A 14,877-nucleotide genomic window follows, 5' to 3' on the forward strand; every position below is an offset into this window, starting at 1 on the left:
GCGCCGGGTGCCGCTGCTGCACATCCCGCCGGAGACGGCGCCGCCGGAGCCGCCGGGGTTCCCGAAGGTCCCGGTCGCGCCGGGCAAGAGGATCGTGTGGATCGCGCCGGATGGTACTGAGCTGGGGCTCAGTGACGGCGACCCCTACATTTCAGTGACCGGCCGGTCGGGGTTCGGGGCGGTGCGGCCCGAGCACGTGGTGGACCGCACCATGTCCGGCACGGCTCTGCTCCGCGACGTGCGGGTCACGCCGCGGGTGATGCGAGTGCCGCTGATCGTGCAGGCGGGCGACGCCGACGCCTACCTGGCGGCGTATCGGACCCTGACCGCCTCCACCCGGCACAAAACCGGCGCCACGGTGACGGCGGGGACGCTTCGGGTGGAGCTGCCCGACGGCTCCTGGCGCCAAATCACCGCCTATTACCAGGATGGGCTGGACCCGCACGAGACGGAGCTGGACGACCTGATGTGGTCGCGCCAGGAGCACCCCAGTTTGGAGTTCTACGCGCCGGACCCGTTTTTCGAGGGGCCGGAGGTGACCCAGGCGTGGAAGATTGTCATTTCGTCGCGCGCGTTCTACCCGATCTATCCGATCACGGTGAACCCTTCCCAGCTGGGCGGCAGTGCGACATTCACCAACGCGGGCGACGCGGACGCATACCCGATCTGGGAGATCACCGGTCCCGGTACACCGGTCGTGACGAACTCGGACACGGGAGAGTCCTGGGGGTTCGACACCGCGCTGGGCATCGGCGAGGTCGTCACTGTGGACACCCGGCCACCGGACATCGCCCCGGAGACCGGGCTCACCGCCGTCAGCGGCGGGGGGACCGACTGGTGGCCGAACTTCGCCGGATTCCCCGAACTCTTCCTCCTGCCGCCCGGTGAGACCTCCCTGCAGATCACGATGACCGGCGCGGATGAGGGATCGCAGGTGCGGCTGACCTACCGGCCGCGCTACCGGGCGGGGTGGTGACGTGGTCTCGGTGCGCCGGGTCGAGGTGCTCAGCCGCGATCCGGACCTGGTGATACGTGGGTACCTGCCCTACGCCCGCGCTGAGGTGGCATTGAATTGGCTTGCCGTCGACAGCTTCACGATCGACCTGCCGGCCACCGAGAACGTCCTGGAGAAGTGCTCGCAGGGCTGGGGTGTCCTGGTGCTCCTCGACGGCCAGCAGATCCTGTCCGGGAGCATTGAGGACATCGAACGCGAGCGCGCCGCCAACGACCAGGGGTCCGGCGTGGGGACGGTGTCCATCACCGGCGCCGACGACCTCGCGATCGTCGCCTCAGAGCTGGCGTGGCCGGTGCCAACCGAGCCGGTCACCAACCAGGGCGCCTCCGCGCGCGACTCCCGGTCCGGTGTGGCGGAGACCGTCATCAAGGGCTACGTGTCCGCCAATGTGGGAGTCGGCCGTGACGTGGACCGGGCCGATGCTGCGGCGCCGAACGTGCGCGAGGTCGTCGTCGGTGCAGACCTCGCCCGCGGCGCGACCGTGGAGTATTCGGCGCGATTCGAGCCGTTGCTCGATGTGATCCGCGGGATCCACGGCGGCCTCGGGGTCACCTGCTCCCAGAACGATTCTCAACAACTTGTGTTCGACGTGATCGACCCGCAGGACCTGTCCGGCAGCGCGGTGTTCTCGTTCGAGTTGGGCAACTTGAGGCGCGCACGTTGGTCCGATGGGATGCCCGAGGTCACCCACGCGGTTGTCGGCGGCGAAGGCGAAGGCACCTTGAGAGTGTTCCGCGAGCGCCGGGATTCCACGGCCGCGAACGCGTGGCGCATGCACTCCGCAGTGTTCGTCGACCAGCGCCACACCTCCAACACTTTGGAGATGGATCAGGCGGGCGACGAGGCCCTGGAGGACGGCAAACGGCTGGGAATCATCGAGGCCGAGCTGGTCGACACCGCGCGTCTGGCCTACAGCACCGACTACCAGCTCGGTGACCGCGTCACCATCGTCCCCGAAGCCGCCACCGCGTTCACCGACATCGTGACCAGTGTGCGGATCTCGGCCGATGCCGACTCCGGTGAGGTGCGGATCGCCCCCGCCGTCGGCTGGACGACCGGCCCGTATGAGACCCGGCAGGACAAGGAACTCGCGCGCCTGCAGCGTGCCGTGTCCGCTCTGGAGAGGAGCCAATAGTGGCGTGGACCGCGTGGCCGCACGATTTCTTGCCGGACGGGGTGACCCCGCAGGAGGTCAACGAGGGCCAGTTCCGGTGGACGCTGGAGGCGGCGACCCAGCACGGGGTGGATCGCTACTCCGGCGGTGGTGCGACCGATGCGCTGAAAGCCGCGCCGTTAGCTGACTCCTCCGGTGTGACGATCCAGCCGGGCCGTGCCCAGCTCAACGGCTATTCGGTGGAGTTGGACGCCCAGGACACCGTGTCGGCCCCGGACAACACCAGCTCGCTGCCGAAGCTCTACCGGGTGGTGGTGCGCCATGACGTCGGCGCGCGCACCGCGGTGGGTGCGATCCTCGAAGGGACCGCTGCCTCCTCCCCACAGCTCCCTGCGGTGACCCAGACCGACACCGTCTGGGAACTGCCCATCGCCCGGTTCCGCCGCAACGGCAACAGCGGCTCGATCATCGATTTTGCCGACGACAGGACGTTCCTCAACCCGCTGGGCGACATCCTGTGCAATTCCTCAGCCCGCCCGGTTAACCCGCCAGTGGGGCACCGTGCCTATGAGCTGGACACCGGCCGCACCATCATTCACGACGGGGCGGCGTGGGCGACGCAGGCCGACCCCGGTTTCCCGACGTCGTGGACGCCGATCCCGTTGACGACCGGCTACGTCAACCACACCCCCGAGGGTCACTCCCCGAGCTACCGTTTCCTGTCGCCCACGCGGGTGGAGCTGCGCGGGTCGTTGGCGAGGAGCAGCGGTGCGATATCGAACAACTCAGTCGTCGCCCGCATGCCATCGGGCGCGCGCCCGGCCGCCTGGACCCGCCAGGTGGTCGGGGCGGAGCTGCAGGGCGACACCGCCGCGACCATCCGCCTGTCGATCGCCAGCGTCAACGCCACATCTTTCCAACCTGGCGAGATCTACGTGGGCATACTCACGGGCTACACGCCGGAGTGGATGTATCTGGACGGAGTCTTCTTCGACGTGTAGATGCTGACTGTTAGGCGGTGACTGTGCCCGATGAGCCGACTCTGTGGGAGCTGCAGCGCACCATCCAGGCCGGGTACCGCGAGCTGTCCGCCGACATCCAGGCCCTCAACAGTCGCCTCGACCAGTACGTCCTGAAAGAGGTCTACGAGGCCCGGCGGGATGCGGACCTGGTGCGCATCGCACGGCTGGAGACCGAGCTGGCCACCGCGCGTGAGACCACGCGCAAGGCGCTGCTGACCGCGCTCACGTCGTTCATCGCCCCAATTGTCGTCGGGATCGTGCTCGCGGTGGTGCTGGGCGGGGGTGGGCCATGACCGGGCGACACCGCGTCGGTCTCCGGGGGGCAGCCTTCGTCCTGCTACTTCTGGCGATCGTGACCGCGCTGGCCCTGGTCATCGGGGCGATCGCTCATCAGTCGGAGCGGCTCAGTGAGGCCGAGGCGCACCGTGAGGCGCTATCCGAGCAGGTCGAGGGCCTGGGTGGAACGCCGGTTCCGGTGCCGTCGGTGGCTCCGTCCGGACCGCCGGGCCCCTCAGGCCCACCCGGCTCTGGGGGGTCGCCGGGGCCGCGTGGCCCCCGGGGGCCTGAGGGTGAGGAGGGAGTGGGCGAGCCCGGTGAACCAGGAGCATCCGGGCCGCCGGGGGCTCCGGGTGAGCCCGGAAGCCTGGGGCCGTCCGGTCCTGCGGGAGGCCCCGGGTCGCGCGGGGAGCCCGGTGAGCCCGGCCCGAGCGGCCCCTCCGGACCTCCCGGACCGCCGGGACCCTCCGGGCCGCCAGGGGAGGACGGCCAGGACGGCGAGGCCCCCGACACCGTGTACTGCACCCCGCCCACACCACCCACCGGCGCATGGACCTGCACCACCGCCGCCCCATGACGAGCACAGGAGGACAGTGATGGTCACCATCATTTCGCGGTCCGCGTGGGGCGCGAGATCGCCGCGCGCACGCGCGACCACCAGCTGGGATGCCCGCACGGGCGTCACGGTGCACTACTCGTTCGGATCGCCCACCCAGACGCCCCGGCAGATCCAGGACTTCCACATGGATTCCAACGGATGGTCCGACATCGGCTACAACTTCCTCGTCGACACCCTGGGCAACGCCTATGAAGGGCGCGGCTGGCTGGTGATCGGAGCCCACGCCGCCCCCTACAACACCAGCCATATCGGGGTGTGCTTCATCGGGTCCGACGGCGACGCGACCCCCGCCGCCAAACGCGCGATCCGCGCGATCTGCGACGAGGCCGACCGCCGGGCGGGGCGGGCGCTGCCCCGAAGCGGGCACCGCGACCTCAACTCGACCTCATGCCCTGGCGATGACCTCTACCAGTGGGTCCGCGACGGCATGCCCACCGACGGCACCACCGCAGCAGGAGGCGACGACGTGATCGGACTCAAGAAGGGCGACACCGGCGAGCACGTGCTAGCGCTGCAGGCGCTCATCCTCTACGCGGGCGGCGCGCTGCCCCAGTACGGGGCGGACGGCGACTACGGCGACGAGACCGCATCGGCTCTGCTGGCGGTGCGGCGCAGCGTCGGCAGCGAAGCCAAGGACGGGTGGGGCGACACCGTGACCGGCTGGGCGTATGCCCAGCTCATGGCCGCCGTCGCCCGACGCCAGGGCTAGTCGCCTCAGGAGGCCGCCGTGGTCCATCGAGCAGACAGGAGACCCATCATGCCCGCAACCCTTGAGACGAAGACCGATGCCAAAGATCGGTCGCTGCGCACCGTCCTGCAGAACGCGCTGGCCGGTGTCGTGTCGGTCGTCCTCGTCGCTGCCGCCGGAGCGGTGGCCGACACCCTGACCGCCGGTGAGGCGGTGGACTGGCCCACCCTCAGCGCGGTGGTCGGCACGGCGGTGCTCGGCGCGGTGGTGGCCTACGCCCAGCGGCGCCTGGAGGGCGCCCGTAAGGATCGTTCCCGGTGAGGCACCGGTTCGGTGGCAACCGCGCCGATTGGGTGATGGAGCCCGGGGAGGCGATCCAGGCCGGGGAGACCGTCGTCGCGTACATCCCCAACCTGCTGCCCAACGAGGCGGTCACGTTCTGGGGTGCGGAGACCGGCGGCACCCAGATCACCGACCTGCAGGACCCCGGCACCGGCGACCCACTGGGGTCCTCCATCACCAGCGATGGGGCAGGCAACATCCCGGCGTTCCTGGGCCCGGACGGGGTGACCTACCTGTGGGGGTCCGCGTCGGTGGACGGGTCGGCGACCCGGTATGCGATGACCGCCGTCGACGTCGGTGACTCCTTCGCCGACGTCACTGCGGAGTTGGACGCGTTGGACACCACCGTCAGCGACCACGGCACCCGCATCACCACCCTGGAGGCCCAGCCGTCGATGGACGGCTGGCACGTGGTCACCGACGCGGCCTACGGTGCAACCGGGGACGGCTCCACCGACGACACCGCGGCGATCCAGGCGGCCCTGGATCAGGTGCAGACCGACGGTGGCGGCACGGTCTACGTGCCCGGCGGCACCTACTCCATCCAGACCGGGCCGCTGCGGATCTACGGCAGCACGCACCTCTGGCTCGCCCCGGACGCGGTCATCCGCCGCGACGCCTCCGGCACGATGCTCCTCAACGGCGACGCCGCCCAGAACTTCGGAGGCTACACCGGGCACGGCGACCTGGTGATCGAGGGCGGCACGTGGGACGCCAACGGCACCGTGGTCACCGGAAACAACATGGCCATCAGCATCGGGCACGCCGAGAACGTCACCATCCGGAACACGACCATCCTCGATGTGCCCGGATTCCACGCCATCGAGCTGAACTCGACGAAGCGTGGGCGGATCCTCAACGTCGCAGCGCTCGGGTTCATCGACACCGGTGCCCGGAGCTTCAGCGAGGCGTTCCAGGTCGACCTCGCCAAGTCCAGCAGCGTCTTCGGCGGGTTCGGCCCCTACGACCACACCCCGTGCGAGGACATCGTCGTGCAGAGCTGCACCGTCGGCCCCTCCGGTACCGCGGGCACCACCTCGTGGGGCCGCGGCGTCGGATCGCACTCCGCGACGGCGACCGTGTGGCACACCGGAATCCGCGTCATCGGCAACCGCATCGTCGACACCCTGGAGTACGCCGTCGGGGGCTACGTATGGGACGACGCCATCATCACGGGCAACACCATCGAGGACTGCGGCGCCGGGATCTGGGTGCGCAGCCTGGACTCCTCGATCGCCTCCCACCGGCAGGACACCACCGGCTCCGACACCGGCGCCTCCCAGCCTTCCAGTCGCATCGTCATCGCCGACAACCTCGTCACCGGCACCACCGGCACCCACGATGAGGGCATGCGGGTGCAGGGCGAGGCGACGGGGCACGTGCGCCGCGCCACCGTGACCGGCAACGTCATCGACGGCGTCGGTAGCGGGCAGAACGGGATCCGTGCCGAATACCTCGACGAAGCCGTCATCGCATCCAACACGGCGACGGGCAGCGGGGGGACCGGTGTCTCCACGCTGGTGCTGGAGCACGTCCAGATCAGTACCAACACCATCGACACCCCGGACGGGTCGGGGGTCACCGTGGACAACCGCACCGGCGGGCAGCACGTCCTGGTGGCCACCAACCGCGTCAATGACGCGGGGCTGAACGGCATCCACCTGCTGGGCGGCAACGACACAGAGCTGCTCGGCAACGTCCTGGTCGGCTCGTCGCGCGGCACTGACCTCGCGAACTACGGCATCCGCATCAGCAGCAGCGCCGTCGACGTACTCATCGAGGGCAACAAGGTCCGCCGGAGGGGCAGCGGGAACGAGGCTGCCTTCGGCCTGTCCGTCACGAGCACCTGCTCCGAGATCCGCCGCGGCGACAACGACCTCACCGACTCCGGCACCACCGGCGACATCGAGGACGACACCACCGACCGGTGGACCGCCCCCACCCTGGTGAACTCCTGGGTGAACTTCGGCGGGACCTGGCAGGTGGCCGAATACCGCAAGGACTTGTCTGGGCGGGTGTGGATCCGAGGCACGATCGACGGTGGCACGGCTGGCACCGTCGCCTTTACCCTGCCGAGCGGGTTCCGGCCGCCGGCCGATTTCGTGGTCGCGGCGATCTCCTCCGGCGGGTCGCCGCCGGACCTGTGCCGCCTGGAGGTCGACGCCAACGGTGACGTGATCCCGCAGAACACGGTCGGGACCTTCGTGGGGCTCGACGCCAGCTTCGACACCGCTTAGGGGGCAGGATGGCGCGTCACCCGTTCGGGGCCACCCGGTCGGACTGGGTCATGGTCACCGGGGAGGCGATCACTGAGGACGATGTCGTCACCGGCTACGTGCCGGTGATGCTGCCCGGCCAGGAGGTCACCCTGTGGGATGCCCGCACCGGCGGCACCCAGATCACGGACATCACCGACCCGGCGACCGGGGACCCGATCGCGACGCTGACCGCCGACGCCGACGGCAACATCCCCCAGTTCAACGGTCCGGACGGGGTCCGCAAGCTGTGGGGATCAGCGAGCTCGGATGGTTCGGCCACCCGGTATGCCGTGATCGCCACCGACCTGGGCGACGACATTGCCGACCTGGATACCCGCGTCACCACGCTGGAGTCCGGCGGGGTCGGCTCCCAGGTCCCGGAGACGGTCAGGTTCTCCGCGGCGACAGTGACGGTGGCCGAGGCTGCCTCGCCTCCGCCGCCGCACCGCGCCTACAACATCAGCGGTGCTTCTCAGACAGTCCAGTCGGTGCACGCGAGCGTCGACACCGCACCGAGCACGAATGAGATGGAGTTCGACGTCCAGGTGGACGGCACCTCGGTGTTCGCTGCTGCGGCGGACCGGCCCTCGATCCCGGTGGGCGCCAACACGTCGGGCACGGTGTCACCGACGGGCTCCGCCACGTTCGCGTCGGGCTCCTACCTGACGGTGGTGCCCACGGTCGGGGATGACGCGGCCGAGGCGATCACCGTGTCGGTGCGGGTGGTGTAGCTGATGGCGGTCATCCGGCAGAACTCCTTCGATGGTCCCGACGAGACCGCCGTCACCGTCGCCAACAGTGGAAACCACGGTGATGCGTTCGATGTCGTCGACTCGGGCGGGGTCACCTACGACGCCGACGGCGCCTATGAGGGCGCCGCATCGCTCCGGCTCGACGAGCCCTCCGCGTCCCACGGCCTGGCCTGGACCGGGCTCAGCCTCGGCGACTGCGCTCTGCGCGTCTACGTCAAGCGGTCCGCCTCCGCCGAGTCCGGCAACGTGTGGTGGAACAACGCGATAGGCTCCGCGAGCATCGGCGCCGGGGGCGACCTGGGAACCGGGGTGCTGCTCCTGGAGGACGCGCTCCCCGCCGACACCTGGTGCAGGGTTGAATTCACTCGCTCCGCCACGACCGGGACGCTGGCCGTGTGGTCCACCGCCCCCGAAAGCATCGGGCCGCCTGACGCCGAAACCTCCGCCACGGTGGACGGGTCCACCATCACCCAGTGGTGGCTGGAGCACCAGGGCGATGCGATCTGGTGCGACCAGTGGGCGCTGGCCGACACCGCCGATGAGATCGGCCCGGTAGCCCCCACACCACTAGTCAATTCAGCAGACGGGGCGCATGACACGGCCGTCACCGTCGCGAACTCCGGCGCTCATGGGGATGCGTGGGGCGCGGTCGACACCGGCCTTCTCTACCAGGACACCGCCTACACGGGGGGCGGCAGCATCCGATTCGGATCCGGGTTCACCACCGGCACCGGGGTGGCCTGGTACCCACGCAGCAGCCTCAACGACTTCGCAGCTCGCGGGTACCTGCGCCGCGACGGCTCCGCAGAGTCCGGACACATCGCGTGGGCCAACGACATCGGCGGCGCTGTCCTCACCTCGGGCGGCGGTATCGACTGGGCCGGGCTCAGTCTCGTCTCCGGCGCCGTGCCGGCCGACACGTGGGTGCGCGTCGAGCTGCGCAGGGTCGGCTCCACTGGTCACCTGGAGGTGTGGGCGGCTGACCCGCAGTCCACCGGTGCACCGGACGCATCGGCAACTGGCACCGTCGCGACCGACGCAGTCACCCAGTGGTGGTGGGAGCGGTACGGCACCGGCGGCGTGTGGTGGGACGAGGTCGCGCTCTCCTCATCCGGAGACTCGATCGGGCCGGTTGCCCTCCCCGAATCAACCGGGTTCACCGGGGTGGGGGTGCCGATGTTCGCTGCATGATCTCTGCGCCTGGCTCTGCTGGTCCTCCTGGGCGTGCCCCGTCCACCTGCTGGTGGACGGGGCGTTTTCGCGTGTGCGGGTCCGGGTCAGTGCCGCCGTTTTCGCCAGGACACGGGCCGCTCGGGCTTCTCCTCGGGCGTCTCGGCTCGGTGCTCGACGGGCACCGAGCTGTAGATCTGCCCTCGCACCTGCTCGACCTTGTCCGTCGGCACTTCGGCGACTTCCCACCGCCATTGCTGCCCGTGCTCACCGGTGTAGGTCTCGACCCAGGTGATCCGCGCGAGGATCCCGCCCGTGGTGCGCACCCAGGCCAGGAGGTAGGCGTACCCGGCGCCGCGGTAGTTCACGACGGGCGGGACACGGGTCAGCGGGCTGGGCATGCCACCTATTGTGCCTGGTGAGGGGTCATGCCCAGCTGGAGCGCGTGGTGTTCCATAGTGCGCCGCTGGATCACGGTGATCTCGCGAACGCGACGCATTCTGATCACGCCTCGCCAGGGCTGACGATCACCAGCCCGGGGACCTCCTGGGCGATGCGCGCCACAACCCGCCGGTGGGTTGGGCTCATGACATGCAAAAATCCCGCCTAATACCCCAGGCGGCCCGGGGAGGAGTTTTACCGACGTAAACCACACCCGCGCGCCGAATAAGGGAATGAGGCTGGTGTGGTCCCGGAACGCATGCTCGCGAAGACCGTCACTGCAATGCCGGTCGGCGACCACCTGGTCTATGAGCCGAAATGGGACGGGTTCCGTACAAGGGTGACAACCGGGCCGACGCGGATTGTGTCGAAGTCCGGATACATCACCAACCAGCGGTGGCCGGAGCTGGTGGCCGCCCTCGACACCCTTCCCGACGGGTTGTTGCTAGACGGCGAGATCGTGTGTTGGCGTGACGGTCGGCTAAGTTTCGATGCCCTGTTGCGCCGCAACACCGCCAGTCCGCGGCGGGCACGCGGCCTCGCGCGAACCCAACCCGCGCATTTCGTGGCCTTCGACCTGCTCCGAGAAGACGGTGAAGAGATCTGGCACCAGCCTCTGCGCGACCGGCGCCAGCGCCTCGAAGCCCTGTTCGCCGCCGATCACGACCCCCACCTGGACCTGGCGTGGCAGACCGCGGACCCCGATGAGGCCCGCGACTGGTATGAGCACCTGACGGACGTCGGCATCGAGGGGCTGATCATCAAAGATTCCCGTGAGCCCTACCGGCCGGGCAAACGCGCCTGGTACAAGTACAAAAACCTGCAAACCACCGAGGCGATCGTCGGCGCGGTGGTGGGGAGCGTGGAGGCGCCGACCGCGCTCGTGCTGGGCCGCCACGACCCGGAGACGGGGGAGCTGCGGATCGTTGGTCGCACCTCCCCGCTCTCCCCGCCCCAGCAGAGGGATCTCGCGCCGCTGCTGGAGGAGGCCAGCAGCGGCCACCCGTGGCCCGGCGGAAACGCGCCCGCCCTCGGCCCCTCCCGTGCGGCCCCCTACACCCGCGTCACCCCGGACGTGGTGGTGGAGGTTGCCCCCGACACCGGAGTCGCGGCCGGGAGGTGGCGCCACTCGGTGCGGTACGTCCGAGTTCGCCCGGACCTGTCGGTGGACGAGGTGCCCCAGGGGTTGGATATCGAGCGCCGGTCAGGCTGAGGAGCGCTCCTCGATCGCGGCCACGAGCTCGTCCTTGGACATCTTCGAGCGCCCCGGCACGCCAAGCTGCTGCGCTTTCTCCAGCAGCTCCTTCTTCGTCGCACCGGACTTGGGCGATGAGCCCGAAGGCGCGCGGGGTTTCGGCGCCCTCTTCTTCTTCCCCCGGCGCGCCTCCAGGGTCTGCCGGAGCGCGTCGGTCAGCTCCACGACCGTGCCCGGGGGTGCGGCGGGCTCCTCTCCGTAGGTGATGGTCTGGCCCTTGGCCTTGGCGGCTATCAGCTCCTCCAGCCGCGCCTGGTAGGTGTCCTCGTACTCCTCCGGCGCCCAGTCCTCGGCCATCGCTTCCACTAGCTGCTCAGCCAGAGTCAGGTCGCGGTCGGCCAACTCCGGCTCCTGCGGGATCGGCGGCATGACGTCCTCAGGGGCGCGGATCTCATCCGGCCACCACAAGGTTGCGGCGGTCAACACGCCGGCCTGGGGGCCGACAAGGACCAGATGTTCCCGGTCGCGCATCACCATCGTCGCCAAGCCGAGTCGGCCTGTGCGTTCCAGCGCTGCACAAAGCAACCTGTATGGCTTGGCGGCGGCTTTGTCCAGCGGCCCCATGTAGTAGGTGGTGGCGTACCACAGTGGCGCCACAGCATCTCTGGGGATGAACCGAGTGATTTCCATGGTTTTCGTGCGGCCAGGGGCGATGCGCTCCAGTTCCACGGGTTCGATCACCACGTATTCGTCCGACCCGTCCACCTGGGCGCCTTTGACGATGTCGCTGTCGGCGACTTCCTTGCCCGAGGCCTCGTCGATACGCCGGTAGCGCACCCTGCTCGTCGATCCGCGGACGAATTGGTGCATGGTCGGCCCGTGTCGCTCACGCGCACTGTAGAGCCGGATACCGAGCGCGAGCAGCCCCACGCTGAGCGTGCCTTTCCATACTGTGCTGGCCATCGCCACCCCCTAGCGATCACCACCATCATCGCCCTAACCAGGCAAAACGCCACGAAATGGGGGTAAAAGGTGCGTGGCTCTCCGCGTCCAGCGACTACCTGACAGTCAGAACTTGTTCTCCTCCAGCCGCAGCGCGACGCCGAGCGCGAAGAACGTCGGGGCCCACTGCCCCACGAAAATCCCCCACCGGTCGGCTCGGGCGATACCGGCCTCTTCCGTCTTTTTGGAAACCAGCCAGGTCAGCACGCTGAGCCCGATTGACGCGGTTCCCGCGGCGTAGGCCATCTCTGAGGTGACGCCCATTTCGGACAGCTTGGCGATCATAGTGCTCCTCGTGTCGTCGAGTCATCGCTGGCGTGCTGCCCGCAGTGCCGTCTATGGAACCTTTAGTAAGCGTCAATTCGACGGTGCATGCTCACGCGGGGACGGCAGAAAGCCCCCGCCCTGGGGAAGCACCAAAGGTGAAGGGCGGGGTCTGCTCTCAGACGCGTCCGCGCCTACGCGAACTGCGTGTCGGGGCCAGAGAGGACGCAGGCCCCTACTTCTTCTTGCGGTCGATGCCCTTGAGGAGTTTTTCGGCGAGGTGCGCTTTCTCGGCTGCGTCGGCGCGCGTGGCCTCGTCGGACGAGGTCAGGTCGCGGACGAGCCCTGCGATCTCAGCGTCGACCTGGCTGTTGAGGTCGTCTTTATCCATGGGTCTTTCCTTGAGTCGGGAGTGCCTTCCGCCGTACCCGCTGCCAGCGGGTACGGCGACCCCCGCCCCGTGGGGAAGCGCCGCGGTCTACTGCAGCAGGTGGGGCGGGGGTGGGGCTGCGCGCCGTCACCAGGCTGGGCCACCCGCGGCGCGCAGCCGGACTAGAGGCCCAGATGGGCCGCGATGCGGGCCTGCCCCTCCAGGGCGCGGCGGAGCGCCCCGAGGCCGATCGCGGTCACCCGGTCGTACAGGCCAGGCGTTGCTTGGGGAGGCCCAAGCAGCGGGACACGGCGCTCGGCGACGCAGTACAGGCCACCGGTGATCCACCCGACGCTGATCCGCCACCCGGGGTAGTCGGCTTCCAGCGCCTTCTGCTCGGTCGCGGTGAGGTCGGTGGTCACCGGGGCTCCACCGCCTGCTCGTCGGCTGCCTGTGCTTCGCCCGCTCGGAGCGCCTGCTGGACGAAAAGAGCGGCGGACAGCTGCTCGACCTGCCAGGCGGTCAGCTCAGTGAAGATCAACGCGCGCTCGCGGGTCATGTCGCGCTTCTCCTCGCGGTGGACGGCGCGCAGGCGCCCGCCGGGCTCGCGGGTGATGCGCCAGTCGGCGCCGTACTTCGCGCGGACCTCGTCGAGCAGCGGGTCGTCGGAGAATGCCATGGCCTACCGCGCCTCCTCCAACAGCTCCCGCAGCTCCTCGGGACTGCTGGCGGTGAACGCTTTACCGTCGGCGACGCGCTGGGCGCACCAGTCACCCGGGGTCATGTCCTCGCGGGTGGCGCGCCAGATGAGGTGGTCGTCGTAGCGGGCGCGCAGGTGCCGCAGCGCGGTCTCGTCGTCGGTTTCGCCGGGCCATGTGTGGAGGGTGTGGCGTCGCTCCTGGCGGATCGTCATGCGTCCTCCCTGGTCGTCGGGGTGACGATGACGCTACGGGGAGCCAGGGGGAGCCTCCAGGTACGCCCTGTACGGTTTTCGGCCCCATACGACGGCCGACCCGTACACGGTGTGCGGGTCGGCCGTTTTCCGTGTCATGGCTCGTACAGCCTGTACGGGACAGTCCTATTCGTTGGCCTGCATGCCCTGCCCTTCCGTACAGGCCTGGGCCATGCGCCGTAGCGCCGCAGGCAGCTGGGTCTTGCGCGAGGTCAGGTCAGTCACGACCGACCCGGCGAAGCGCTGGTGGCGGAACCACTCCGGAGAGATCTGGAAGGCGCGATCGGCGACCGCGATCGCCTCATCCACGTTCCGCCGCCGCTCCAGCGCCGCCGCCTCATTCAAGCTGTGCCGCGCATAGCTGATCGGGAAGAGCGCTCGGGGGTCGACCCGTTCCGAGGCTTGCAGCACCCTGGTCGGCTGGTCGGCCGCCGTCCACACGTGCGCCTCCTGCATCGCCACCGAGGTGGGACCGAAGCTGACCCAGTAGTCGTGGCGGTCTTCACCCATCAAGTCTGCGCCCGCCTTCGCTTGGGCCAGGTACTGCTGGGCATCATCGTGGCGCTCGGCCGCGCCCGCGACCACGGCGGCGTGCAGCAGCTGCCCACCCCACGCGGTCAGCTGTCGGGGGTTCCTGGTCGACCACGACGGTTCGATCGACTCGGCCGTGCGCACCGCTAGTGCTTCCGCCTGGGAATGGCGACCCATCCGCAGCAGAATCCACGTGTAGGTGCCATACAGGGTCGCCAGCCGGAACTCGTCCTCGCCCTCGGCGGCGGCGTGGATGCCGCGCTCGGAGGCCAACAGGGACGCGTCGTCCTTGCCGGTGTGGATCATCAGGCACGCGGCGAGCTGGTAAGCATGCGCATAGGCGGCCGCCACCGGGCCGGGCCCCAGGGCAGCGCGGGTGATGCGGCACTCGCTGAGCAGGTGGGGCAGGGTGGAGGCGAGTGCTCCGAAATGGCCGGCGAAGTAGGCGCCGTAGGCGCGCTCGACCTGGGCCCACAGGTCGGCGGGGTCGGTGGGCTCGCCGTCATCGTCGGCGTCCAGGCCGGGCAGCAGGGCGGGGTCGCTGACGGCGTCGCGCACCGCGAGCACCCCAGCCTCACCGACACGCTTCACCCGGTTCGATTTTCCGACGAGGACAGACAGGTCCTCGTCGAGACCGCGGGCGATCTTGGTGAGGCTGGAGAGTTTCGCGGTCTGGCGGGCGCCGCGCTCCAGCTTGGAGATGAGTTCGACTGACACGCTGCTGCGGTCGGCGAGTTCGGTCTGGGTCATGCCGTGGTCGGTGCGCAGGCGCCGGAGGCGGGGGCCGATGCTGGTAATCTCGTCCATGGATTGAGCCCGTCCTATCTGTCAGTGGCACTGTCAGGATAGGGCGGGCTTTTCTGCGT

At 69.3% G+C, this 14,877-nt stretch carries 18 protein-coding genes; 10 read left to right on the forward strand and 8 right to left on the reverse strand.

The window, feature by feature from the left end; translation table 11 throughout:
• The first annotated feature begins 7 nt into the window (after positions 1 to 7).
• From CDO52_RS13010 to CDO52_RS13055, 9 genes are all read left to right on the forward strand, one after another.
• Positions 8 to 976, forward strand: a complete 969-nt coding sequence (locus CDO52_RS13010) for a phage tail family protein (RefSeq protein WP_017616806.1) — start codon at positions 8 to 10, stop codon at positions 974 to 976.
• 1 nt (position 977) lies between these two features.
• Positions 978 to 2,150 (forward strand): siphovirus ReqiPepy6 Gp37-like family protein, encoded by a 1,173-nt coding sequence (locus tag CDO52_RS13015; protein ID WP_017616805.1) that lies wholly within the window; start codon positions 978 to 980, stop codon positions 2,148 to 2,150.
• Positions 2,150 to 3,130, forward strand: coding sequence for a hypothetical protein (locus CDO52_RS13020; protein WP_017616804.1), 981 nt, complete (start codon positions 2,150 to 2,152; stop codon positions 3,128 to 3,130). Before CDO52_RS13015 ends, CDO52_RS13020 begins: the two co-directional genes overlap by 1 nt.
• 17 nt (positions 3,131 to 3,147) lie before the next feature.
• On the forward strand, positions 3,148 to 3,444 hold the full coding sequence (locus CDO52_RS13025; RefSeq protein ID WP_017616803.1) for a hypothetical protein: 297 nt from the start codon (positions 3,148 to 3,150) through the stop codon (positions 3,442 to 3,444).
• A gap of 579 nt (positions 3,445 to 4,023) precedes the next feature.
• Positions 4,024 to 4,755, forward strand: a complete 732-nt coding sequence (locus CDO52_RS13035) for an N-acetylmuramoyl-L-alanine amidase (protein ID WP_017616802.1) — start codon at positions 4,024 to 4,026, stop codon at positions 4,753 to 4,755.
• 48 nt (positions 4,756 to 4,803) lie between these two features.
• Complete coding sequence (locus CDO52_RS13040; protein WP_017616801.1) at positions 4,804 to 5,055, forward strand: hypothetical protein; 252 nt, start codon at positions 4,804 to 4,806, stop codon at positions 5,053 to 5,055.
• Positions 5,052 to 7,313, forward strand: a complete 2,262-nt coding sequence (locus tag CDO52_RS13045; RefSeq protein ID WP_017616800.1) for a right-handed parallel beta-helix repeat-containing protein — start codon at positions 5,052 to 5,054, stop codon at positions 7,311 to 7,313. The genes CDO52_RS13040 and CDO52_RS13045 overlap by 4 nt, the downstream gene beginning before the upstream one ends.
• A gap of 8 nt (positions 7,314 to 7,321) precedes the next feature.
• Positions 7,322 to 8,065, forward strand: coding sequence for a hypothetical protein (locus CDO52_RS13050; protein WP_017616799.1), 744 nt, complete (start codon positions 7,322 to 7,324; stop codon positions 8,063 to 8,065).
• Between the two features lie 3 nt (positions 8,066 to 8,068).
• Positions 8,069 to 9,277 (forward strand): hypothetical protein, encoded by a 1,209-nt coding sequence (locus CDO52_RS13055; protein ID WP_017616798.1) that lies wholly within the window; start codon positions 8,069 to 8,071, stop codon positions 9,275 to 9,277.
• 86 nt (positions 9,278 to 9,363) lie between these two features.
• On the opposite strand, the gene CDO52_RS13060 is transcribed toward CDO52_RS13055, so the two are convergent.
• The gene (locus CDO52_RS13060) at positions 9,364 to 9,657 is read right to left on the reverse strand and encodes a hypothetical protein (RefSeq protein WP_017616797.1); all 294 of its coding nucleotides are present in this window, start codon (positions 9,655 to 9,657) and stop codon (positions 9,364 to 9,366) included.
• Positions 9,658 to 9,941: 284 nt separating this feature from the next.
• On the opposite strand from CDO52_RS13060, the gene CDO52_RS13065 reads away from it, so the two are divergent.
• Positions 9,942 to 10,910, forward strand: a complete 969-nt coding sequence (locus tag CDO52_RS13065; protein WP_017616796.1) for an ATP-dependent DNA ligase — start codon at positions 9,942 to 9,944, stop codon at positions 10,908 to 10,910.
• On the opposite strand, the gene ku is transcribed toward CDO52_RS13065, so the two are convergent.
• From ku to CDO52_RS13095, 7 genes are all read right to left on the reverse strand, one after another.
• Positions 10,902 to 11,855, reverse strand: coding sequence for a non-homologous end joining protein Ku (ku, locus tag CDO52_RS13070; RefSeq protein WP_026125430.1), 954 nt, complete (start codon positions 11,853 to 11,855; stop codon positions 10,902 to 10,904). The two genes, CDO52_RS13065 and ku, sit on opposite strands and share 9 nt — an antisense overlap.
• Before the next feature lie 105 nt (positions 11,856 to 11,960).
• Complete coding sequence (locus CDO52_RS13075) at positions 11,961 to 12,179, reverse strand: hypothetical protein (protein ID WP_017616794.1); 219 nt, start codon at positions 12,177 to 12,179, stop codon at positions 11,961 to 11,963.
• A gap of 214 nt (positions 12,180 to 12,393) precedes the next feature.
• Positions 12,394 to 12,549 carry a hypothetical protein gene (locus CDO52_RS27430; RefSeq protein ID WP_017616793.1) on the reverse strand — a complete coding sequence of 52 codons (156 nt, stop codon included), beginning with the start codon at positions 12,547 to 12,549 and terminating at the stop codon, positions 12,394 to 12,396.
• A gap of 161 nt (positions 12,550 to 12,710) precedes the next feature.
• Positions 12,711 to 12,950, reverse strand: coding sequence for a hypothetical protein (locus tag CDO52_RS13080; RefSeq protein ID WP_017616792.1), 240 nt, complete (start codon positions 12,948 to 12,950; stop codon positions 12,711 to 12,713).
• The gene (locus tag CDO52_RS13085; protein WP_017616791.1) at positions 12,947 to 13,207 is read right to left on the reverse strand and encodes a hypothetical protein; all 261 of its coding nucleotides are present in this window, start codon (positions 13,205 to 13,207) and stop codon (positions 12,947 to 12,949) included. Before CDO52_RS13085 ends, CDO52_RS13080 begins: the two co-directional genes overlap by 4 nt.
• 3 nt (positions 13,208 to 13,210) lie before the next feature.
• Positions 13,211 to 13,441, reverse strand: coding sequence for a hypothetical protein (locus tag CDO52_RS13090; protein ID WP_017616790.1), 231 nt, complete (start codon positions 13,439 to 13,441; stop codon positions 13,211 to 13,213).
• 165 nt (positions 13,442 to 13,606) lie between these two features.
• A complete protein-coding gene (locus CDO52_RS13095; RefSeq protein WP_017616789.1) occupies positions 13,607 to 14,818 on the reverse strand; it encodes a helix-turn-helix domain-containing protein in 1,212 nt (403 codons plus the stop codon).
• Between the last annotated feature and the right edge of the window lie 59 nt (positions 14,819 to 14,877).

Source organism: Nocardiopsis gilva YIM 90087, from assembly GCF_002263495.1.
Lineage (GTDB): Bacteria > Actinomycetota > Actinomycetes > Streptosporangiales > Streptosporangiaceae > Nocardiopsis_C > Nocardiopsis_C gilva.

Coding starts and splice junctions, on each gene's coding strand:
- CDO52_RS13085 (WP_017616791.1), bottom strand. CDS start 13,207: ATGGCATTCTCCGACGACCCGCTGCTCGACGAGGTCCGCGCGAAGTAC.
- CDO52_RS27430 (WP_017616793.1), bottom strand. CDS start 12,549: ATGGATAAAGACGACCTCAACAGCCAGGTCGACGCTGAGATCGCAGGG.
- CDO52_RS13050 (WP_017616799.1), top strand. CDS start 7,322: ATGGCGCGTCACCCGTTCGGGGCCACCCGGTCGGACTGGGTCATGGTC.
- CDO52_RS13035 (WP_017616802.1), top strand. CDS start 4,024: ATGGTCACCATCATTTCGCGGTCCGCGTGGGGCGCGAGATCGCCGCGC.
- CDO52_RS13075 (WP_017616794.1), bottom strand. CDS start 12,179: ATGATCGCCAAGCTGTCCGAAATGGGCGTCACCTCAGAGATGGCCTAC.
- CDO52_RS13095 (WP_017616789.1), bottom strand. CDS start 14,818: ATGGACGAGATTACCAGCATCGGCCCCCGCCTCCGGCGCCTGCGCACC.
- CDO52_RS13090 (WP_017616790.1), bottom strand. CDS start 13,441: ATGACGATCCGCCAGGAGCGACGCCACACCCTCCACACATGGCCCGGC.
- CDO52_RS13040 (WP_017616801.1), top strand. CDS start 4,804: ATGCCCGCAACCCTTGAGACGAAGACCGATGCCAAAGATCGGTCGCTG.
- CDO52_RS13055 (WP_017616798.1), top strand. CDS start 8,069: ATGGCGGTCATCCGGCAGAACTCCTTCGATGGTCCCGACGAGACCGCC.
- CDO52_RS13060 (WP_017616797.1), bottom strand. CDS start 9,657: ATGCCCAGCCCGCTGACCCGTGTCCCGCCCGTCGTGAACTACCGCGGC.
- ku (WP_026125430.1), bottom strand. CDS start 11,855: ATGGCCAGCACAGTATGGAAAGGCACGCTCAGCGTGGGGCTGCTCGCG.